19 protein-coding genes are annotated in these 21975 nt (G+C 70.4%); 13 read left to right on the forward strand and 6 right to left on the reverse strand.

The genetic code is table 11. The annotated features are described in order from the left end of the window. Positions 1-5: 5 nt before the first annotated feature. Positions 6-1181: a cystathionine beta-lyase gene (gene metC / locus G472_RS0100360; protein WP_029006757.1), complete on the reverse strand. Its 1176-nt coding sequence runs from the start codon at positions 1179-1181 to the stop codon at positions 6-8. Between the two features lie 249 nt (positions 1182-1430). Between metC and G472_RS0100365 the strand changes: the two genes are divergently transcribed. The 5 genes from G472_RS0100365 (at position 1431) to hisC (ending at position 6837) form a co-directional block, all read left to right on the forward strand. Then, on the forward strand, positions 1431-2456 hold the full coding sequence (locus tag G472_RS0100365; RefSeq protein ID WP_029006758.1) for an amino acid ABC transporter substrate-binding protein: 1026 nt from the start codon (positions 1431-1433) through the stop codon (positions 2454-2456). A gap of 80 nt (positions 2457-2536) precedes the next feature. Then, complete coding sequence (locus G472_RS0100370; RefSeq protein WP_029006759.1) at positions 2537-3733, forward strand: amino acid ABC transporter permease; 1197 nt, start codon at positions 2537-2539, stop codon at positions 3731-3733. Positions 3734-3736: 3 nt separating this feature from the next. Beyond that, positions 3737-4843 carry an amino acid ABC transporter permease gene (locus G472_RS0100375; RefSeq protein WP_029006760.1) on the forward strand — a complete coding sequence of 369 codons (1107 nt, stop codon included), beginning with the start codon at positions 3737-3739 and terminating at the stop codon, positions 4841-4843. Between the two features lie 15 nt (positions 4844-4858). Then, complete coding sequence (locus G472_RS0100380; protein WP_029006761.1) at positions 4859-5635, forward strand: amino acid ABC transporter ATP-binding protein; 777 nt, start codon at positions 4859-4861, stop codon at positions 5633-5635. A gap of 116 nt (positions 5636-5751) precedes the next feature. Continuing rightward, entirely contained in the window at positions 5752-6837 is a 1086-nt protein-coding gene (hisC, locus tag G472_RS0100385) for a histidinol-phosphate transaminase (protein WP_029006762.1), read from the forward strand. A 46-nt stretch (positions 6838-6883) separates the two neighbouring features. Here hisC and G472_RS0100390 read toward each other — a convergent pair whose 3' ends face one another. From G472_RS0100390 to G472_RS0100405, 4 genes are read right to left on the reverse strand one after another with little or no spacing between them, the layout of a single operon-like run. After that, on the reverse strand, positions 6884-7465 hold the full coding sequence (locus tag G472_RS0100390; RefSeq protein WP_029006763.1) for a GNAT family N-acetyltransferase: 582 nt from the start codon (positions 7463-7465) through the stop codon (positions 6884-6886). Then, positions 7462-8337 carry a 3-mercaptopyruvate sulfurtransferase gene (gene sseA / locus G472_RS0100395; RefSeq protein ID WP_029006764.1) on the reverse strand — a complete coding sequence of 292 codons (876 nt, stop codon included), beginning with the start codon at positions 8335-8337 and terminating at the stop codon, positions 7462-7464. Before sseA ends, G472_RS0100390 begins: the two co-directional genes overlap by 4 nt. Before the next feature lie 30 nt (positions 8338-8367). Further along, complete coding sequence (locus tag G472_RS0100400) at positions 8368-9072, reverse strand: alanyl-tRNA editing protein (protein WP_029006765.1); 705 nt, start codon at positions 9070-9072, stop codon at positions 8368-8370. An 18-nt stretch (positions 9073-9090) separates the two neighbouring features. Next, positions 9091-10095 (reverse strand): cysteine synthase A, encoded by a 1005-nt coding sequence (locus tag G472_RS0100405; RefSeq protein ID WP_029006766.1) that lies wholly within the window; start codon positions 10093-10095, stop codon positions 9091-9093. 265 nt (positions 10096-10360) lie between these two features. On the opposite strand from G472_RS0100405, the gene G472_RS0100410 reads away from it, so the two are divergent. The 7 genes from G472_RS0100410 to G472_RS0100440 all read left to right on the forward strand — a co-directional run bounded on the left by G472_RS0100410 (position 10361) and on the right by G472_RS0100440 (position 19646). Beyond that, positions 10361-11521 (forward strand): phosphoserine transaminase, encoded by a 1161-nt coding sequence (locus tag G472_RS0100410; protein ID WP_029006767.1) that lies wholly within the window; start codon positions 10361-10363, stop codon positions 11519-11521. Between the two features lie 88 nt (positions 11522-11609). Further along, positions 11610-13187 carry a phosphoglycerate dehydrogenase gene (gene serA, locus G472_RS0100415; RefSeq protein ID WP_029006768.1) on the forward strand — a complete coding sequence of 526 codons (1578 nt, stop codon included), beginning with the start codon at positions 11610-11612 and terminating at the stop codon, positions 13185-13187. 287 nt (positions 13188-13474) lie between these two features. After that, positions 13475-13762: a hypothetical protein gene (locus tag G472_RS0100420; protein WP_029006769.1), complete on the forward strand. Its 288-nt coding sequence runs from the start codon at positions 13475-13477 to the stop codon at positions 13760-13762. A 38-nt stretch (positions 13763-13800) separates the two neighbouring features. After that, positions 13801-14031 (forward strand): hypothetical protein, encoded by a 231-nt coding sequence (locus G472_RS0100425; RefSeq protein ID WP_029006770.1) that lies wholly within the window; start codon positions 13801-13803, stop codon positions 14029-14031. A gap of 33 nt (positions 14032-14064) precedes the next feature. Continuing rightward, entirely contained in the window at positions 14065-14754 is a 690-nt protein-coding gene (locus tag G472_RS0100430; RefSeq protein WP_084536346.1) for a cytidylate kinase-like family protein, read from the forward strand. A gap of 53 nt (positions 14755-14807) precedes the next feature. After that, positions 14808-18725: an O-linked N-acetylglucosamine transferase, SPINDLY family protein gene (locus G472_RS0100435; protein WP_169732759.1), complete on the forward strand. Its 3918-nt coding sequence runs from the start codon at positions 14808-14810 to the stop codon at positions 18723-18725. Between the two features lie 249 nt (positions 18726-18974). Continuing rightward, positions 18975-19646 carry a protein phosphatase 2C domain-containing protein gene (locus G472_RS0100440; protein ID WP_245593346.1) on the forward strand — a complete coding sequence of 224 codons (672 nt, stop codon included), beginning with the start codon at positions 18975-18977 and terminating at the stop codon, positions 19644-19646. A gap of 9 nt (positions 19647-19655) precedes the next feature. On the opposite strand, the gene G472_RS36615 is transcribed toward G472_RS0100440, so the two are convergent. Then, the gene (locus G472_RS36615) at positions 19656-20987 is read right to left on the reverse strand and encodes a DUF4384 domain-containing protein (RefSeq protein WP_051340084.1); all 1332 of its coding nucleotides are present in this window, start codon (positions 20985-20987) and stop codon (positions 19656-19658) included. 308 nt (positions 20988-21295) lie between these two features. On the opposite strand from G472_RS36615, the gene G472_RS0100450 reads away from it, so the two are divergent. Next, complete coding sequence (locus G472_RS0100450; protein WP_084536347.1) at positions 21296-21958, forward strand: acyloxyacyl hydrolase; 663 nt, start codon at positions 21296-21298, stop codon at positions 21956-21958. The last annotated feature ends 17 nt before the right edge of the window (positions 21959-21975 follow it).

Below are 21975 nucleotides of genomic sequence, written 5' to 3' on the forward strand. Positions count from 1 at the left end.
GGCCTTCAGTTGGCGGCGGCGAGGCGGGCGAAGCCCCGCTCCAGGTCTCGGATCAGGTCGTCGGGGTCCTCCAGGCCGGCGTGCACGCGCAGCAGCGGCCCGGATTCGGCCCACGCCGTCGCGGTGCGGCTGGCGGCGGGATGGACGGGCAGCAGAAGACTCTCGAATCCGCCCCAGGAATAGCCGAGCCCGAACAGTTCCATGCCGTCGAGCATGGCGGCCAGAGCCGATTTGGGAACGGGCCGCAGCAGTGCCGCGAACAGGCCGCTCGCGCCGGAGAAGTCCCGCCGCCACAGGGCGTGGTCGGGGTGGTCGGGACGGGCGGGATGGATGACCCGCCTCACCTCCGGGCGCCCGGCCAGCCATTGCGCCAGGGCCAGCCCCGTCTCGTGGTGGCGCTTCAGGCGCACCGACAGGGTGCGCAGCCCGCGCAGGCCGAGATAGAGGTCGTCGGGTCCGGCGCAGGTGCCGAACCGGACGGCCGTGCGCTTGACCGGCAGGAAGCTGGCCTCGTTGCACACCAACAGGCCCAGCATGGCGTCGGCGTGACCCACCAGATACTTGGTCGCCGCGTGGATGGAGACGTCGACGCCGTACTCGAACGGCTTGAAGTACAGGGGCGTTGCCCAGGTGTTGTCCATCAGCACCGTGGCACCGGCCGCCTTCGCGGCGGCGGCGATGGCCGGCACGTCCTGCACCTCGAAGGTCAGGGAGCCCGGCGATTCGAGATAGACGACCGTGGTTTCGGGGCGAATCAGCGTGGCGATGCCGGCTCCGATGCGCGGATCGTAGTACTGCGTCTCCACGCCGTAGCGGGCCATCACCTCGTTGCAGAACCGCCGGGTCGGCCCGTAGGCGCTGTCGCTGATCAGGATGTGGTCGCCGGCCTTGGTGAAGGCGCTGAGCGCGGTGGCGATGGCGGCAAGGCCGGAGGCGGCCGTCACGGCGCGGTAGCCCCCCTCCACCTCGGCCACCGCCGTCTCGAACGCGGCCGACGTGGGCGTGCCGATGCGGCCGTAGTTCACCCCGTCGAAGGGCGCCCGGTCGCTTGCCTCCAGCGCTTCCAGGGTCGGGAACAGCACGGTGGAGGCGTGATAGACCGGCGGGTTCACGATCCCGAAGTTCCCATGGGGATCGCGGCCGGCGTGGGCGATCACGGTGTCCTGCTTGGCATCCTTCATGGTCGGAACGGCTCTCCTGCGGCGTTGAAGCGGCAGTTTTGCACGGACGGGACCGTTCGACCACCCCCGGTTCCTGCCGCTGCCGGCCGGCAGAGATGCGTCGGCGGTGCGGACCGGAATACGGAGGATTCGACATATCCCATCGGCTTGGTACATTCTTTTCGTCAGCACGTGGTCGCACCACTCCTCCGGGAGGAGGCGGCCACGGGGAACCATAAAGACGCACCAAAGAACAGGGTGGAGTGCATCATGAAAAAGGGTCTTCTCGCCGCGGCCGCCGCTGTGGCCCTCTCCGTCGCCGCATCGGGCGCGGCCCACGCGGGTCCGACGCTCGACGCCATCAAGAAGCGCGGCTTCATCCAGTGCGGCGTGAACACCGGCCTGGCCGGTTTCGGCAACCCCGACAGCGCCGGCAACTGGACCGGCCTGGACGTGGACTTCTGCCGCGCCTTCGCCGTGGCGCTGTTCGGCGACGCCGGCAAGATCAAGTTCACGCCCCTGTCGGCGCAGCAGCGCTTCCCCGCCCTGCAATCGGGCGAGGTGGACGTGCTGTCCCGCAACACCACCTGGACGCTGACCCGCGACACGTCGGTCGGCCTCAACTTCGCCCCGGTCACCTACTACGACGGCCAGGGCTTCATGGTTCCGAAGTCCCTGGGTGTCACCAGCGCCAAGGATCTCGGCGGTGCCACCGTCTGTGTCCAGTCCGGCACGACGACCGAACTGAACCTGGCCGACTATTTCCGCGCCAACAACCTGCAATATAACCCCGTCGTGATCGAATCGGTGGACGAGGTGAACGCCGCCTATTTCGCCGGGCGGTGCGACGTCTATACCACCGACGCGTCGGGCCTGGCCGGCACGCGCGCCGCGGTCGCCCCCAATCCCGATGACCACGTGATCCTTCCCGAGGTCATCTCCAAGGAGCCGCTGGCCCCCGCGGTGCGCCACGGCGACGACCAGTGGTTCGATATCGTGAAGTGGACGGTCTACGCCACCGTCCAGGCGGAGGAGAAGGGCATCACCTCCAAGAACGTCGATGAGTTCCTGGCCAGCAAGGACCCCGACGTTCTGCGCCTGCTCGGCGTGTCGGCCGGCATGGGCGCCGCGCTCGGGCTCGACGAGAAGTGGGCCTACAACGTCATCAAGACGATCGGCAACTACGGCGAGATCTACGAGCGCAACGTCGGCGTCAACACACCCCTGAAGCTGGAGCGCGGCCTGAACGCGCTGTGGTCCAACGGTGGCCTGATGTACTCCATGCCGTTCCGGTAAGCCTCCGGAGCTGAAGACCAAGGGCCGTCCGCCGCGCGCGGGCGGCCCGTCGTCCTGGCGGGCATAAGGAGACCGGTCACGTGTCCAGTGAAACCGGGGACGTCCGCGCGCCTGCGCGCGGCGGATTCTCGTTGTCGCTCAATGATCCGGGGGTGCGCTCGCTCGTCTACCAGGTTCTCGTGGTGGGCGGCGTCGTGCTGGTCGGATGGTTTCTCATTTCCAACACCCTCGACAATCTGGCCCGGCGGTCCATCGCCACCGGCTTCGACTTCCTGTCGCGCGAGGCGTCGTTCGGTATCGGTGAAAGCCTGATCGATTACCACCCGCGGGATTCCTATGGGTACGCGTTTCTCGTCGGCGTGCTGAACACGCTGAAGGTGGCGGTGATCGGCGTCGTCCTGGCCACCATCATCGGCACCGTCGTCGGCATCGCCCGGCTGTCCAGCAACTGGCTGGTGGCCAAGCTGGCCTCGGCCTATGTCGAGATCGTGCGCAACGTCCCGCCGCTGCTGCAGCTCTTCTTCTGGTACGCGGTGGTCACCGAAAGCATGCCACCGGTGCGCCAGGCGCTGAACCCGCTGCCCGGCATCTATCTCAGCCAGCGCGGCCTGTGGTTTCCGGTTCCCGCCGCCGATCCCGTGTGGGGGGCGATGGGCATCGCGCTGCTCGTCGGCATCGTTGCGGCGTTCGTCATGCGGCGCTGGGCGGCGGCGCGCCAGGCGCGGACCGGCCAGCCCTTTCCCACGGTTCTGGCCACGCTGGGCCTGGTTCTCGGCCTGCCCCTGCTGGTCTACCTGGGGGGCGGCGCGCCGACCGACATGGACGTGCCCCAGCTTGCCGGATTTAACTTCCGCGGCGGCATGACCATCTCGCCGGAGTTCTTCGCGATCCTCACCGGCCTGGTGATCTATACGGCCGGCTTCATCGCCGAGGTGGTGCGCAGCGGCATCCTGGCGGTGAACTGGGGCCAGACGGAGGCGGCGCGCTCGCTCGGCCTGCCGGGCGGTCAGACACTGCGTCTGGTGGTGCTCCCGCAGGCCCTGCGGGTCATCGTCCCGCCGCTGACCAGCCAATACCTGAACCTGACCAAGAACAGCTCGCTGGCGCTGGCCATCGGCTATCCGGACCTGGTGTCGATCGCCAACACCATGATCAACCAGACCGGCCAGGCGATCGAAGGCGTGGCCCTGATCATGGGCACGTACCTGACCATAAGCCTCGCCATCTCGGTCTTCATGAACTGGTACAACAAGCGCATCGCGCTGGTGGAGCGTTAGGCCATGAGCGGGAACGCGGACACCACCCCCCTCGCGGCCGGGGAACGGCCGCCGAGCACCGTCGTCGGGCCGCTGGCCTGGCTGCGCGCCAATCTGTTCAACACCTGGTACAACGCCATCCTCACCATCCTGATCGCCTGGGCGATCATCCGGACGGTGCCGCCCCTGATCGAGTGGGCGGTCATCGACGCGGCGGGCTTCGGCGCCACGTCCGAGATGTGCCGCGAGGCCACGGGTGCGTGCTGGGGCTTCGTGCGGGAGAAGCTGCGCTTCATCCTGTTCGGCACCTATCCCTATGACGAGCAATGGCGGCCGCTGGCGACCGTGGCCCTGTTCATCCTGCTGCTGGGGGCGAGCTGTGACCGCCGCTTCTGGAAGCCGTGGTTCGGCCTGGTGTGGCTGGCCGGGCTGGTGGCGGCAGGGGTTCTGATGTGGGGGGGCGTGTTCGGCCTCACCTACGTGGAGAACACCCTGTGGGGCGGTCTGCCGCTGACGCTGATCCTGTCGGTGATCGGCCTGTCGGTGGCCTTTCCCATCTCGATCCTGCTGGCGCTGGGGCGCCGGTCGGACATGCCGGCGGTGAAGGCCATCTGTGTGGCCTACATCGAGCTGATCCGCGGCGTGCCGCTGATCAGCCTGCTGTTCATGGCGTCGGTGATGTTCCCGCTGTTCCTGCCCACGGGCGTCACCATCGACAAGCTGCTGCGGGCTCAGATCGCCTTCATCATGTTCGCCGCCGCTTACATGGCGGAGGCCATTCGCGGCGGTTTGCAGGCGATCCCCAAGGGCCAGTACGAGGCCGCCGACGGTCTGGGGCTCAGCTATTGGCAGAAGATGGGCAAGATCATCCTGCCGCAGGCACTCGCCATCTCCATCCCGCCGCTGGTGAACACCTTCATCAGCTTCTTCAAGGACACCTCGCTGGTCATCATCATCGGCCTCTACGACCTGCTGGGCACGGCCAAGGCGGCGCTGACCGATCCGGCCTGGCGCGGCTATTACCGCGAGGCTTATCTGTTCATCGGGCTCATCTACTGGGCCTTCTGCTATTTCATGTCCAAGTACAGCCAGTGGCTGGAAAAGGACCTGAACCGCATGCGCCGGCGTTAGGAGGGTTTTGCTGCCATGGCCGTGACTGAAACCAATGGGCACGCGTACGCCGAAGACGCCGAGATCATCCATTGTGCCGGCGTGCACAAATGGTACGGCGAATTCCACGTGCTGCGGGACATCAATCTCAGCGTCCGCCGCGGCGAGCGGATCGTCATCTGCGGCCCCTCCGGTTCGGGCAAGTCGACGCTGATCCGCTGTCTGAACCGGCTGGAGGAGCACCAGAAGGGCCGCATCGTCATCGACGGCATCGAACTGACCGGCAACCTGAAAAACATCGAGCTGGTGCGCCGCGAAGTCGGGATGGTGTTCCAGCACTTCAACCTGTTCCCGCACCTGACGGTGCTGGAAAACTGCACCCTGGCTCCCATCTGGGTGCGCCGCCGTCCGAAGAAGGAGGCGGAGAGCGAGGCGATGCAGTACCTGGAACGGGTGCAGATCGCCGACCAGGCGCACAAGTATCCGGGCCAGCTCTCCGGCGGGCAGCAGCAGCGGGTGGCCATCGCCCGCTCCCTGTGCATGAAGCCCAAGATCATGCTGTTCGACGAGCCGACCTCGGCCCTCGACCCGGAGATGGTCAAAGAGGTGCTGGACGTCATGGTCGGGCTGGCGTCGTCGGGCATGACGATGCTCTGCGTCACCCACGAGATGGGATTCGCCAAGAGCGTCGCCGACCGCGTCATCTTTATGGACCGCGGTGAGATCGTCGAGCAGAACACCCCCGACCTCTTCTTCACCAACCCGAAGTCGGACCGCACCCGGCTGTTCCTCAGCCAGATCCTCAGCCATTGATGCCGCCGGAATGAGCGGTCCGGCCACGGAACGCTGGCGAAGGCCCGCGGATTGGGGTTGAATGGCGCGCCGTTCAATCCCCCGCGGGGGCTTGGGTCACACCTCGGAGTTCGTCCATGGAGCTGCTGTCGCCGCGGTCCGGCGTGAGCCAGATCAAACCCTACCGGCCGGCCCATCCCGAGGGTGACGACCGGTCGTGGATCGACCTGTCGCTCACCGTCAACCCGCTGGGGCCCAGCCAGAAGGCCATCAACGCCTACCGCCTCGCAGCCGGGCAGATCCACCGCTATCCCGATTCTCTTCAGGTGGCCCTGCGCCGGGCCATCGCCCGCTCCTTCGAACTGGACCCCGACCGCATCGTCTGCGCCGCCGGCTCGGACGAGCTGATCCAGCTTGCCTGCCTTGCCTACGCGGGGCCGGGGGACGAGATCCTGTGCCACGAGAACGGCTACCAGGGGTTCCAGAAGGCGGCCCGCGTCGCCGGCGCCACGCCGGTGATCGCCAAGGAACGCGACATGGTCGTCGATGTGGAAGCGATGATCGAGCTGGCGACCGACCGCACGAAGATCTGCTACCTCGCCAACCCCAACAACCCGACCGGCACCTACATCGCCGCCGACGCCGTGCAGCGCCTGCGCGCCGGCTTGCCGTCCCACACCCTGCTGGTCATCGACGCGGCCTATGCCGAGTATGTGCGGCGCAACAACTACACCTGCGGCATCGACCTGGTGGACAGCGCCGACAACGTCCTGATGGTGCGCACCTTCTCCAAGCTGCACGGCCTGGCCGGGCTGCGGGTCGGTTGGGGGTATGGGCCGACCGGGGTGATCGACGTGCTGAACCAGGTGCGCGGCGCCTTCAACGTGTCCGTTCCGGCCCAGGCCGCCGCCGTCGCCGCGCTGAGCGACGATGAGCACGAGGAACGCACCCTGGCCCACAACGCCCAATGGCTGCCCTGGCTGACCGCCGAGCTGCAGCAGCTCGGCCTGCGCGTTTATCCCAGCGTGTGCAACTTCATCCTGGTGCGGGTGCCCACCGACCCCTCGCTCGGGGTGGCGACGGTGGTCGAGCATCTGGCGCGGCGCAGCATCCTGGTCAAGACCGTGGCCGAGTACGGCATGCCCGACTGTCTGCGCATCACCGTCGGCCAGGAGGACGAAAACCGCGCCCTGGTCGCGGCACTGGGAGAGATCCTGGCGTAAAGCAGTGACCGCCTCCCTCGCCGGAGACGAGGGAGGGCTATGTCCATCACTCCACGATCGGCACGTGCGGGGCTGCCCCGCGCGGCAGCCAGCCCTGCACCCGCGGGTCGTCGACCACGCGCGAGACGTGGCGGACCGGGCGGAAGCCCATGCTGCGGTAGAGCGGCAAGGCCTTGGGATGGTCGAAGGTGCAGGTGTTGACCGTCAGCCGCGTCGTCCCCCCCTCCCACCCCATGCGGATGGCGCGGTCGAGCAGCCAGGGGCCGAGGCGGCGGCCGATGAAGTCCGGGATCAGCCCGAAATAGCCGAGGTCCGTCGTCGGCCGTCCCCGCCGGTCGATCTCGGCATAGCCGGCCGGCGTGCCGTCCACATAGAGGACGTGCACCTCCACCCGCGGATCGAGAACGATGCGGCCGAGATCGGCGTCGGACATCCGCCGGCGCTCGTGCCACAGCCACGGCTCGCCCACCGTGTCGTACAGGTAGCGGTAGAACGACACGGTGGGCGGGTTCGCCCGCACCAGCCGGACGTCGCCGTCCGGTTGGGGCAGAGGAGCGTGGGCCGGCGGCGCCGTCATCTCCAGATAGGTGACGATGACCGACAGGCGGCCGGGGGGAACGGCGGTCACGGCTGCGCCGGTCCCGTTTCGGTCGGTGTATCGCCGGGCAGCCCCCATTCGGCCCACGACCCGTCATAGACGGGGACGTCGGTCCGGCCCAGCAGGTGCAGGCCCAGCACCAGCACGCAGGCGGTGACGCCACTGCCGCAGGACGCCGCCACCGGCTTGCCGGGCTCCACGCCGGCGCGCTCGAACGCCGCCTTCAGCACGGGAAGGGGCTGCACCGTTTTGGTGACGGGGTCGAGCAGTTCGGTGAAGGGCAGGTTGCGGCTGCCGGGGATGTGGCCGCGGCGCCGGCCCTTCCACGGGTCGTCGACGGTGCCTTCGAATCGCGGCTGGTTGCGGGCGTCGATCACCGTCTCCGCCTTCGCCGCGATGTTGGCCAGGATCTGCTCGCGCGAGCGCACCAGTTCCGGCCGGAACTGCGCGGCGAACGCCTTGGGCTCCGGCTTCGCCGGACCGCCGGTCACCGGTAGGCGCGCCGCCTGCCACGCCGGCAGGCCGCCGTCCAGCACCGCCACCCGGTCGTGGCCGAAGACGCGGAACATCCACCACGCCCGCGCCGCGGTCTGCAGCCCGTGGGTGTCGTAGCAGACGACCACGTCGTCGTTGCCGATGCCCAGGGCGCCGACCTTGGCCGCGAAATCGCCGGGCGTGGGCAGCATGTGGGGCAGCGGGTCGGTGCCCGGACGCGCGATGGCGTCGATATCGAAGAAGACGGCACCGGGGATGTGCTCCTCGGTGAAGTCGTCGCGCGGATGGGTGGCGGCGGTCCCGGGCATGGCCCAGGTGGCGTCGACGATCCGGACGCGGGGGTGGTGCAGATGCTCGGCCAGCCAGGCGGGGCTGACGAGCGCACCGGGCAGGGTGGGGGTGGTCATGGTCGGGTTCTCCGGCAGCGGGGCGGGCGATCAGTCCTTCAGCGCGATGACGACGCGCCGGTTCTGCTTGCCCTTGTTCTCGATCTTCACCACCTCGACCGCGCCGATCTCGCCGGTGCGGGCGACGTGGGTTCCGCCGCAGGGTTGCAGATCGACGCCCCCGATGTCGAGCAGGCGCACGCGGCCGCTGCCGGTCGGCGGCTTCACCGACATGGTGCGCACCAGGTCCGGCTGGGCCGCCATCTCCTCGTCCGTGATCCACCGGGTGCCGACGGGGGTGTCGGCGGCGATCAGCCGGTTGAGTTCGGCGGTAATCGCATCCTTGTCCAGGCTGGCCGCGGGGACGTTGAAGTCCAGCCGGCTCTTGTCCGCCGCGATCTGGCCGCCGGTGACCGATCCCGGCACCGCCGCGCACAGCAGGTGGAGGGCGGTGTGCATGCGCATGTGGCGGTGGCGGCGCTCCCAGTCGATCTCGGCCGTCACCTCCGCGCCCGGTGCGGGCAGGGGAGCGCCCGACTCCGGCACGTGGATGACGTCGTCGGGGCCGTCGCCCTTCACCGCGTCGACGATGCGCACCGTCCCGCCGGGGTGGCGCAGCACGCCGGTGTCGCCGGGCTGCCCGCCCCCGGTGGGATAGAACACGGTGCGGTCCAGGCGGATGCCCCGCTCGTCGACGCCGGTGACCACGGCGGTGCAGGAGCGCGCGTAGGCGTCCTCTCGGAAGATCGGGTCCATGAAGCCTCGTTCTTGCTGTCAGGAATCGAGCCAGTCGGGTACCGGCAGATTCTTCTCACGCAGGAACGCGGGATTGAAGAGCTTCGATTGGTAACGCTGCCCCCCGTCGCACAGGATGGTCACCACCGTGTGGCCGGGGCCGAGGTCGCGGGCGACGCGGATCGCCGCGGCGATGTTGATTCCCGAGGACCCGCCCAGCACCAGCCCCTCGGACTTGATCAGGTCGAAGATCACCGGAAGAGCCTCCTCGTCGGGCACCCGGATGGCGTCATCGACGGGAGCGCCTTCCAGGTTGGCGGTGATCCGGCCCTGACCGATTCCCTCGGTGATGGAGGAGCCTTCGGACTTCAGCTCTCCCGTCTTGTAATAGCTGTACAGGGCCGCCCCCATGGGATCGGCCAGGACGATTCGCACATCCGGGTTGCGCTCCTTCAGCGCCAGGCCGACGCCGGCCAGCGTGCCGCCGGAGCCGACGGCGCAGGTGAAGGCGTCGACGCGCCCGCCGGTCTGTTCCCAGATTTCCGGGCCGGTGGTCAACCGGTGGCCCTCCCGGTTGGCGACGTTGTCGAACTGGTTGGCCCACACCGCCCCGTTGGGCTCGGTCGCCGCCAGTTCTTCCGCCAACCGGCCGGAATAGCGCACGTAGTTGTTCGGGTCCTTGTAGGGGACCGCCGGCACCAGGCGCAGGTCGGCGCCGATGAGCCGGAGCATGTCCTTCTTTTCCTGGCTCTGCGTCTCCGGCATGACGATGACGGTGCGGTAGCCCAGTGCGTTGCCGACCAGCGCCAGCCCGATGCCGGTGTTGCCGGCCGTGCCCTCGACGATGGTGCCGCCCGGCTTCAGGACGCCGCGTGCCTCGGCGTCGCGGATGATGGCCAGGGCAGCGCGGTCCTTCACCGAACCGCCGGGGTTGAGGAACTCCGCCTTGCCCAGGATCTCGCAGCCCGTCGCCCGCGACGGGCCGTCAAGCCGGATGAGCGGCGTGTTGCCGATGGTGCCGACGAAACCGTCGCGGACGTCCATGATGTCTCTAGCCCCGTTCTTTTCCTGGAATATGAGCAATGCATTATGGGCATTGGCCGGGCAATGTCAACGCGATACTTGTAAAATATGAGAAACAACACTGATTGCGCGTGATTTGTGTCGTCTGGCACCAATCGTCGCACCGCAGCGCAACAAAACATCGGCGCGCCGGGGCCGCATTGACCGCCTGTTTCGCCCGGCCTATCGTCGCGGCGGGCCGCGACCGCCCAACCGGTCGCACCGTCTATTCGAGGAAGAGCGACTCATGAAGCCGACCACCCGGCCGACGAACCCGAACTTCTCCTCCGGCCCCTGCGCCAAGCGGCCGGGCTGGACGCTGGATGCGCTGAGCGACGCGTGCCTCGGCCGCTCGCACCGCTCCAAGCTGGGCAAGGGCAAGCTGCAGCAGGTCATCGACCTGAGCCGGGAGGTGCTGGGCATCCCCGACGACTACCGCATCGGCATCGTCCCCGCCTCGGACACAGGCGCCGTGGAAATGGCCCTGTGGTCGCTGCTGGGGGCCCGCGGCGTCGACGTGCTGGTGTGGGAGAGCTTTTCGAAGGAGTGGGCGACCGACATCACCAAGCAGCTCAAGCTGCCCGACGTCCGCGTGCTGGAGGCTCCCTACGGCGCGCTGCCGGACCTGGCGCAGGTGGACCGCACGCGCGACGTCGTCTTCGCCTGGAATGGCACCACCTCGGGCGTGCGCGTGCCCGACGGCGACTGGATCGCCGACGACCGCGAGGGGCTGGCGATCTGCGACGCCACGTCGGCCGTCTTCGCCATGGACCTGCCGTGGCGCAAGCTCGACGTGGTCACCTGGTCCTGGCAGAAGGTCCTGGGCGGTGAGGCTGCGCACGGCATGCTGGTGCTGAGCCCGCGCGCGGTGGAGCGGCTGGAGACGTTCCAGCACGGCCGCCCGCTGCCCAAGATCTTCCGCCTGACCAAGGGCGGCAAGCTGATCGAGGGCATCTTCAAGGCGGAGACCATCAACACCCCGTCCATGCTGTGCGTCGAGGACCAGATCGACGCGCTGAACTGGGCGAAGTCCATCGGCGGCCTGCCCGAACTGATCCGCCGGTCCGAGGCGAACCTGAAGCGCATCGAGGCATGGCAGAAGGAGTCCGCCTGGGCCGGCTTCCTGGCCGGGGATGCGGCGGCGCGCTCCTGCACCTCCATCTGCCTGACGATCGTCGACCCGGCGATCACCGGCCTGGACGCCGCCGGCCAGGCCGACGCCGTGAAGAAGCTGGCCGCCCTGCTGGAGAAGGAAGGGGTGGCCTACGACATCGCCGGCTACCGCGACGCCCCGCCGGGCCTGCGGGTGTGGGGCGGCGCCACCGTGGAGGAGTCGGACATCGCGGCGCTGCTGCCGTGGCTCGATTGGGCCTTCGCGACGGTGAAGGGCGACCTGGCCAAAGCCTGACCCTGACCCGTCCCTTTCGGCCCCGCCGCCCCGACCGTGGGCGGCGGGGCCGCGGCACCCGACGAACCAGAAACCCCCGGGGGAATGCATGCCGAAGGTCCTGATTTCCGACTCCCTGAGCCCGCGCGCCGTCGAGATCTTCCGCGAACGCGGGATCGAGGCCGACGTGCGCGTCGGCCTGTCCGCGGACGAACTGAAGGCCGTCATCGGCGACTATGACGGGCTGGCCGTGCGCTCGGCCACCAAGGTCACGCGCGACGTGCTGGCCGCCGCGCGCAACCTGAAGGTCGTCGGGCGCGCCGGCATCGGCGTCGACAACGTCGATGTACCGGCCGCCACCCAGATGGGCGTGGTCGTGATGAACACGCCCTTCGGCAACTCCATCACCACGGCGGAGCACGCGGTCGCTCTGATGTTCGCCCTGGCCCGCGAGATCCCGCAGGCCAACGCCTCCACCCACGCCGGCAAGTGGGAGAAGAACCGCTTCATGGGCGTGGAGCTGACGGGCAAGACGCTGGGCGTGGTGGGCTGCGGCAACATCGGCTCCATCGTCGCGGAGCGGGCGCTGGGGCTGCGCATGAAGGTGGTCGCCTTCGACCCCTTCCTGTCGGCCGAACGGGCCGCCGACCTGGGTGTGGAGAAGGTGGAGCTGGACGAGCTTCTGGCGCGGGCCGACTTCATCACGCTGCACACGCCGATGACCGAGCAGACGAAGAACCTGCTGGACGCCGAGCGGCTGGCCCGCTGCAAGCCCGGTGTGCGCATCATCAACTGCGCCCGCGGCGGACTGATCGTCGAGGAGGCGCTGAAGGCGGCGCTGGAGTCCGGCCATGTGGCCGGCGCGGCGCTGGATGTCTTCGCGGTGGAACCGGCCAAGCAGAACATCCTGTTCGGCATGGACAACGTCATCTGCACGCCGCACCTCGGCGCCTCCACCACCGAGGCGCAGGAGAAGGTGGCGCTCCAGGTGGCCGAGCAGATGTCGGACTTCCTGCTGACCGGGGCGGTGGTGAACGCCCTCAACATGGCGTCGGTCTCGGCCGAGGATGCCCCGAAGCTGCGCCCCTACATGGCGCTGGCGGAGCAGCTCGGCAGCTTTGCCGGGCAGATCACCCAGTCCGGCCTGCGCGGCATCACCATCGAATACGAAGGCCATGTGGCGGAACTGAACACCCGCCCGCTGACCGGTCTGGTGCTGAAGGGCCTGCTGACCCCGCTGCTCGATTCCGTGAACATGGTCAACGCACCGGTGATCGCCCGCGAGCGCAACATCGCCATCACCGAGGTGAAGCGGGAAGGCGAGGGCGATTACCACACCCTGATCCGCGTGGTGGTGGACAGCGAGCAGCGCCGGCGCTGCGTCGCCGGTTCCCTCTTCGGGGGTGAGCGGCCGCGGCTGGTCCTCATCGACGAGGTGCCCATCGAGGCGGAGCTGTCGCCGCACATGCTGTTCGTGCGCAACGAGGACAAGCCCGGCTTCATCGGCCGCCTGGGCGTCACCCTGGGCGATGCGGGCGTCAACATCGCCTCGTTCCATCTGGGGCGCACCGCCCCGGGGGCGAACGCCATCGCCCTGGTGTCGGTGGACCAGTCCATCGACGAGGCGCTGCTGGGCACGATCGCCGACCTTCCCGGTGTGGTGCAGGCGCGCACCTTGCGGTTCTGATCACCGCCGCCACCGGCGCCCCGTCCGTACGCACGGAATGGGCGGGGTCGCCGGAAGGCCTCTGTCAATATGACGCAGGGCGCACCGTCCGGTAGCGCCGTCATACAACCCCCTCGACGTTGACGGGTCGCAGGGGCGGGCGTAGATTCTCCCGTGTGATAACGAAAACGGCATCCGGCTCAAGGACTAGCCGATGGGCCCGCGGCCAGCCGCCGGCCCGCGCCCGGGACAGGACGCGTCCCGTCGACTCGGCGCCACGGCCGGGCAACGATGTGGGGTGGTACGCCATGGATGCGAAGGTTCTCGTGCAACGTTTCGTCACCGATGCCGGGCGTGACAGCGAGCGTGCGCTGTCGCACCTGATCCGTCTGCGCGACGCCATTGCCGACGCCGATGTGGGCCAGTGGGACCGGCGGCGGCGGCGGTGCCTGCACGCCGTCGACGACATCATCGACACCTATCGGTTCTACCGGCCCGGAGAGCGCGACCACGCGCAGGCGATGCGCGCGCTGCGCGCCACGCTGGACCTGTACGCGGAGATGACGGCAAACGCCCTGACCGGAAAGCCGCACTGAGCGTACGCCCCGCTCCACCCCCGTTGGAGGAGCACCGCATGCACACGCGCCTGACCTGGACCGTCGATCTCGACGGTCATCGCGCCCGAAGCCACCAGGCCGAGGTCGCGTTCGAAGCGCTGGACGATTTGGACGGCTTCGCCTTGCGGGACGTTCGCGTGCTCGACGCCGACTGCGCCCTCACCGCCGCGGAGGTCGGTGAGGACGCGCTGATGGCCGTGGCCGCGGCGGCCCGCCGCCGCCGCACCGCCGACCTGCATCCGGAGTGACGCCGTCCACTGCCACGCAATGGGAGGTCTGTCATGACAAGGGAGACCTTGCGGTCGTTTCTCGCCTTCCTCGCCGCGGACGACTATCAGTCGTCCCGGCCGGACCGGCCGCCGCCGCCCGTCGTGACCATTGCCCGCGACCACGGGGCGGGCGGCGAGGAGGTGGCCCGCCGGGTCGCCGAGGCGCTGGGGGTGCCCTGCTACGACCGTGAACTGATCGACGGGGTGGTGGCGGAGGCGCGCTCCGACAAGGCGCTGATGCGCACCCTGGACGAAAAGGTGCCGGCGCGCGGCGGGGCGTTCCTGTTCGCCAGCCTGCTGGGGCTCAGCGATCCGCTGCCGGAGTACGAGCAGACCCTGACCCGCGTGGTCAAGGGCATCGCCCGCCACGGCGGCGTCATCGTCGGGCGGGGCGCCCACCTGTTGCTATACGGTGTTCCCTGCCTGCGGGTGCGCATCGTCGGTTCGGAGGAGGCGTGCGCCCGCCGGCTGGCCGGCGGCGACTCCGGCGCCATCCCGGCCCGCCTGGAGGAGGTGCGGACCATCAACCACCAGCGCGCCGCTTTCCACACGGAGCTGTTCAAGGTGTCGAACAACGACCCGCTGCAGTACGACCTGGTCATCAACACCGATCACTTCGTGCCGCTTGACGGGGTGGCGGACCTGATCGTTCGTGCCTTCCGGGCCCGGATGGCGGCGGACGCGCAGCGCGCCACCGGGTAAAACCCCGACGGATTCCGTTCCGCCGCCGCAGCCGGCCGGATAGGATGCCGGTCATGGCGACGATCCGGGAAGCGCTGCTCATCGCGTTCGACCACCACCAGGCCGGGCGGCTGGCGGAGGCGGAGATCCTCTATGGCCGCATCCTGCAGGCCGATCCGGAGCAGTGTGACGCGCTGCACCTGCTGGGCGTTCTCCACGCCCAGACCGGGCGGGCCATCGCCGCGGTGGACCTGATCGCCGCAGCGGTCGCCCGCGCCCCCGGAACCATCGACTATCACGTCAATCTGGCCGGCGCCCTGCGCGCCGCCGGCCGCCCGGCCGAGGCGGGGCGGGCGCTGGCGCGTGTCTTCGCGCTCGACCCGGCGCGGACCGTCGATGGGCTTGCCGCGGCGGAGCTTTTGGCCACGGAAGGGCCCGACGCGGCCGCGGCCGTGCTGTCCCGCGTCCTGGCGGTGATGCCGGACCAGCCGGAGGCGTGGCGGGCTCTCGGCCGGCTCCGGCTCGGCGCGGGTCCGGCCGGCGACGCCGTGCCGGCTCTGCGGCGGGCCGTACGCCTCGACCCGCTCGATGGCCGGACCCACGCGTACGAGGCCATGGCGCTCCGGGCCGCCGGGCGTACGGACGGGAGCGTCGCCGCCTACCGGCGGGCGCTGTCCCTGCAGCCGGACCACACGGCGGCCCACCACAACATGGGCCATGCCCTGGCCGAGGGCGGGAGCGCGGATGCGGTCGAGCCCCTGCGGCGGGCGGCCCGGCTGGACGCGGGCGACGCGGCGACCCGGCGCGTCCTCGCCGATCTGCTGCGCCGGCTCGACCGTCCGGCGGAGGCAGAGGCCGCCGTGGCCGCAGTGCTGGCGCTGGAGCCTCTCGATCCGGTGGCGTGGACGGCGCGGGGGGAACTGCTGGCCGGGCTGCGCCGCCCCGCCGCCGCCGCCGCGTGCCTGGAGACGGCGCTGCTGCTGCGCCCGGACGACGCCGGCGCGCTGCGTTTGCTCGCGGTCGTGCGGGAAAAGGCGGCGCAGCCCTGGCGCGCCGTGGTGGCGCGGCTGCGCGCGGCGCGGCTGGTGCCCGATGCGGCCGTCGCCGCGGGGGCCATCCTCGCCCTCAACCTGACCGACGCGCCGCCGGCGGATCTGCTGGCCGCCGCCCGTGCCTGGGCCGTGCGGTACGCGGACCGGCCGGAACCGCCCGTTCCGGTGCGCGACCCCGATCCGGAGCGTCGGCTGCGCGTCGGCTATCTCTGCGAGGGCTTGCTGACCCACGACTTCACCGCCCTGCCGCTGGTGGAAAACCACGGGCCCGCGGTGGAAGCGGTGGTGTATGCCGCGAGCCGCAACCTCGACAACCCGATCATGGACCGTTACCGCCGGGCTGCCGCCCGCTTCGTGCCGGTGGCCGATCTCGACAACGCGGCGCTGGCGGCGCGCATTGCCGCCGATGGCATCGACGTGCTGGTGGACGGCACCGGCTTCCCGTCGCCGCGTTTGCGCCTGCTGGCGCTTGCGCACCGTCCGGCACCGGTGCAGGTGCATTTCCCGGTGATGTCTACCACCGGCATGGCGGCGGTTGATGCGCTGCTCGTCGACGCCGCCCTGGTGCCACCGGGCGGAGAGGCGGCGTTCGCGGAGACGCTGGTCCGCCTGCCGATCGCCTACCATTTCGACCCGCTGATGGCCACGCCCGATCCGGCGCCGCCACCGGTGCTGCGGCGCGGCCACATCACCTTCGCCAGCTTCAACCAGTTCGCCAAGGTGGGGGAGGCGGTGCAGGAGGCGTGGGCGCGTGTACTGACAGCCGTCCCGGGGTCCCGTCTGGTGGTCAAGGCCATGGATGCGGCGCCGGAGGCCGAAGCGCGGCTGCGCGCCGTGCTGACCGGGCGCCACGGCATCGCCGCCGATCGGATTGAGGTGCGGGGGCCGACGGCGTCGCTGTACGACCATTACGCCGCGTTCCGTGACGTGGACGTGATGCTCGACACCTTTCCCTACTGCGGGGTGACCACCACGGCGCAGGCCCTGTGGATGGGGGTCCCTGTGGTCACCCTGGCCGGGCGCCGGGTGCTCGACCGCTACGGTGCCAGCCTGCTGGGCATGGTCGGCCTGGACGACGCGGCCGCTACCGACCGGGACGGGTACGTGGCGGCCGCCGTCCGGCTGGCGCGGTCGCCCGAGCGGTTGGCGGAGCTGCGGCAGACGCTGCGGGCGCGGATGAAGGCCACCCCCCTGTCCGACGGCGCCGCCTTCGCCCGCAGCGTCGAGGCGGCCTACCGCTCCCTGTGGCGCGCCCGGTGCGCCGGCCGCGGCGAGGAGACGGCGGCGGCCCTGTCGGACCGCGCCGCCGGTCTGCTGGAAGCCGGGCGGCGGGCCGAGGCGGTGGCTCCGCTCCATCGTCTTCTCGCCCTGGAGCCGGGCCGGGCCGCCGCCTGGCACGCCCTGGCGGAGGCGTTGACGGGGTCGCCCGGGCGGCTGCCGGCGCTGTGTCGCACCCTGGCGCTGAGCCCGGATACCGCCGACGTCGCCTTCGCCCTGGCACTGGCCTGGCATGAGCACGGCCGGCCGGGGCGGGCGGTCGGCTTGCTGCGCCGTGTCCTTGCCGATGCCCCGGCGCGGGTGGAGGGCTGGTGCGTCCTGGCCAGCGCCGAACGGGCGCTGGGTCGCCCCGGGGTGGCGACGGTCGCGGCCCTGCGCGCCGCCCGGGTGGCGCCCGCGGATCCCGTCGCCTACCGCAGCGCGCAGGTGGCCCTGGTCTACGACCCGGCCCTGACGCCGGCGGAGCGGTTCGAGGGCCACCGGGAGCTGGCGGCGCGCTCCGTTCCGGCCGCCGCCGCGGAGTTTCGCCACGCCAACCCTCCGGACCCGGCGCGACGTCTGCGCGTCGCCTACCTGTCCGGCGATTTCCGCGACCATCCGGTGGCGCGCAATCTGGAGCCGGTGCTGGCCGCCCACGACCGGGAGGCGGTGGAGGTGCTGTGCTACGCCGACGTCGCCTGTCCCGACGCGGTGACCGACCGCTTCCGGCGCCTGGCCGACGGCTGGTGCGACGCGGGCGGTCTCGACGACGCGGCAATCGCCGGGCGGATGCGGGCGGACGGGGTGGACGTGCTGGTCACCCTGGCCGGTCGATTCGACCGCAACCGCCCGTTGGTGGCTGCCCACCGGGCGGCACCGGTCCAGGTGTCCTTCCACGACGTGGCGACCAGCGGTCTGGCGGCCACCGATGCGCTGCTGGCCGATCCGGTGCTGGCACCCCGTGGGTCGCCGGAACGCTTCGTCGAGAGGGTGTTCCGCCTGCCGCGCTACTACACCCACGCGCCGCTGCCCGATCAGCCGGAACCGGGGCCGCTGCCGGCCCTGACGCTCGGCCGGATGACGTTCGCCAGCTTCAACAACCCGGCCAAGACCGGTGACGGGGTGTTCGACCTGTGGGCGCGGGTGATTGCGGCGGTGCCGGGATCGCGGCTGGTCCTGAAGTACAAGGCGGTCTACGCCGACGGCGGCCTGCGCCGCCGGGTGCTGGACATCGCCGCGCGCCACGGGGTGGCGGAGGGCCGCGTCCTGTTCCCGGGTGCGGCGGCGGAGCGCGCCGACCATCTCGCCCTCTATCGCGGTGTCGATCTGGCGCTCGACCCGTTCCCCTTCTGCGGCTCCACCACCACGTTCGAGGCCCTGTGGATGGGCGTCCCGGTGCTGACCCTGCCGGGAGACACCATGGTCAGCCGCTGGTCGCGGTCGCTGCTGGAGCAGCTTGACCTCGGCCGGTTCGTCGCCGGGTCGGAGGCGGACGCCATCGCAATCGCCCGCCGGGCCGCGGCGCAGCCGCACGGGCTGGCCGCAGTGCGCGCCGACCTGCGCCGGCGCATTCTCGCGTCCTCCATCGTCGACGGCCGCCGCAAGGCGTACCAACTGGAACGTGCCTACCGGGCCCTGTGGCGGCGCTGGTGCGCCCGCGGCACCGTGCCGCCGTTCCCATAGGGCAGTGCGCCGACGCAACGGCGTTGTCACGCCGCGGGTGCTTGGGCCATGATCGGCGCGCGGGCCGGTTGCGCATCACCCCGCGGTTCCGCCGTCTCCGCCCATCCGACGCCATGCGCCCGCGCGCCAGGGAAGCCCGTGCCGATGCCACATCCCCCCTCCCTTCACCTGGTTTCGGCCGGCCGGACCGACGTTGGACGCACACGGTCGCGCAATGAGGACTGTTTCGGCCTCCGGCCGGAGATCGGGTTGGCTCTGGTCTGCGACGGGATGGGCGGCCATGCCGGCGGCGACGTGGCCAGCCGCACCACCGTGGACGCCATCACCGAGTTCGTCGAGGAGTTCGCCGCTCAGGCGCGGCCCCTGTCCGCGGTCGACGACGCGGTGGCCATCATCCGCTCTGCCGTCGACCTGGCCAACCGCCGGCTGCTGGCGCTGAACCGGGACCGCGGATTTCCCGTCGGCCGTGGCATGGGAACCACGCTGGTCGGACTGTGGCACATGGCCGGGCTGGACAAGGCGGTGGTATTCCATGCCGGTGACAGCCGGCTCTACCGCCTGCGCGGCAGCGACCTTCGCCAGGTGACCCGCGACCACAGCCTCTATCAGGTCTGGCTCGACAGCGGCGCCCGGGGGCCCGCCCCCCAGCGCAACATCATCATCCGCGCGCTCGGCACCGCGCCGGACACCGAGGCGGACGTTGCCGTGCTCGACCTGCGCATGGGCGACGTGTTGCTGCTGTGCACGGATGGTCTGACCGGCATGGTGCCCGATTCCGTGATCGCCGACGTGCTGAGCGCCGCCGGCGGCACGGATCCGGCGGCGGCGTGCAGCCGCCTGGTCGACCTGGCCAACGACGCGGGCGGACACGACAACGTCACGGTCGTGCTGTCGCGGGTCACCGCCGCCACCACCGCCTGATGCGGCCGGTTACCGTGGCACCGTGGTGATGAACAGGGCCGAGGCGACCGCGTCGGGGTGATCGGCCAGCGCCGTCCGCAGATCGGCGAGGAAGCGGGGCGCCGGCTCCACCTCCGGCCGTTCGGTGCCGAACAACGGCGCCGGGTTGACGATGGCCACCACAAGTTCCCGCCCGAACGGCGGGCCGACGGTCCAGAACCGCTGTCCTTCCCGGCGCCCGCCGACGCGCAGGGTCTCGCCGGCGGCAACCGGAACTTCCGGCCGCAACGGGTTCGGCAACAGGTGGACCACGGTGCCGTCGATGGTGAAGTAGGTGACGGACAGGTGCCCGTCCATGTCGGGAACGCGGACGTCGAGCAGCAGCTCGTCGCCCTCCGGGAATCGTGCGTTCGGGGTTGGCGCGGTGACGGCGAGAGGGACCGCCCGTCCGGCGTTGGCGGCGCGTGCTCCCTCGATGGCCAGCAGCGGATCGCACAGGGTGCGGGCGGCCACCGCCACGTCGACGCGGCGCGGCACCTCCCGGCGTCCCTTTTCCACCAGACTGACGATCAGGGCGTGGTCGGCGTCGCTGGTCACCGTCCCGGACACGGCGAGGGCGCCGTCCGCCGCCTCGACGCTGAGCGCCGCGCAACGGACGTCGCCCAGACCGGCCAGCACCCGCTCCACCTCCGCCGCCAGGGGCGGCAGGGGGGGCGGTACCGGCGGTTTGGCCGGTGGCGGTTCCGGCAGGCCGGGCTCCGGGTTGGGCTCGGCGGGATGCGCTTCGGCATCCGGGGGAGCAGCCTCCGGGGGAGCGGTCTCCGGGTGAGCGGTCTCCGGGAGAGGGGGGGCGGTGTCGGGCTCGACGGCAGCCACCGCAGGGGCGACCGGCTCCGGTTCGACCGGTTCGACCGGTTCAGCCGGGAAGAGCGGCGCTGCTTCCGCTTCCCCTTTCGGTTCCGGCTCCGGTTCGCGGTCGTGCGTGAGCGGCGGGGATGGGGGCTCCGGAACGGGCTCCGGCTGCGGTTCCGATTCCGGTGGCGAGCCCGTCTGTGGCGGCTCCGGCTCGCGGTCGGGCTTGACGGCGGGAATCGGTGCAGTGACCGCCGGTGTGTGTGCGATCGGTTCGACGCGCAGCGGCGGCATCGGCTCCGGCTGTGGCGCTACCCCTTCCACGGCGGCGACCACCGTGCGGGGCGCCGCGTCCCGGCCGACGGAGGACACCACGTACCATCCCCCGCCGGAGGCGAGCAGAACCAGGACGAAGACGGCGCTCAGGACCCCGGCGGGACGGCCGCCATCGGACGATCGACATCCGGAGTCGACGGGAGAGTCCTGCGAGTCGGTCACGGTGTCGGGCACTCCGGCTCTCCTGGCGCGGCTGGACGCCATCATACGTCCGTACACATACCGCCCCTTTCGGTATAAGCCGGACCGTGCGGAGCGCCAAGTGTTCGTATCGCTTTGGCCAGGGATGCTGTCGGAGGTTGCACGTGAGTGTGGCGGATCGGGAACGCTGTTGCCGCTGCGCCGCGCTCCGGTGAAGAGGTGCGGCGGCGGACCGGTGTGTCCACGACCGGACGGAGACGGGACGCGCGGGCCGTGCTACGGTTCGGGCACCGTACGATCGGGGCCAACCTTTCCGGGTGACCCAAGCGGTGAGAGGGATTATGGAACGAATTGCAAAGGGCATGGCGATAGCCGGGCTGGCCGTGGCAGCGGCCGCATTCCCGGTCGCCGCAGCGAAAGCGGACAGCGCCCGGGCTCATGGTCTCCCGGGGTGGGAACTGCGGCTCGGTGCCTCCGCGCACGACATCGAGCACGACCATGATGGCAGCGAAACCCTCGACCTGACGCTGGAGGTGCTGACGGCCCCCATTCCGATCTGGGAGTTCGAGACCAAGCTGTTGCATGTGCTGGCCAACCCGCGCGGCATGATCGGCGGCTCGCTGAACACCGAAGGGCACACGAACTACGTCTACGCCGGCCTGGCCTGGACCTATCCGTTCGAGAGCGGGTTCTACATCACCCCCAGCTTCGGCCTCGCGCTGCACGACGGCAACCTGAAGCGCGAGTCCCGGCCCTGCACGGCGGCCGAGATGTCCGCCGGCTGCGGCAGCCGGGAACCCTACGGCGCGGTGTATACCAACACCCATGAGGAGGCGCTGGGGACATCCTGGCTGTTCCGCGAGGCGATCGAGATCGGCTACGCCTTCGACAACCGCTTTACCGTCGGCGTCTATTACGCCCACATGTCCAACGCCAACATCGGAAACGAGGGCAACGGCGGCATGAACATCGCCGGCGCGCGGCTCGGCTACCTGTTCAACTGACGGCCGGCACAGGCCCG

The sequence above is a fragment of the Azospirillum halopraeferens DSM 3675 genome (assembly GCF_000429625.1).
Lineage (GTDB): Bacteria > Pseudomonadota > Alphaproteobacteria > Azospirillales > Azospirillaceae > Azospirillum > Azospirillum halopraeferens.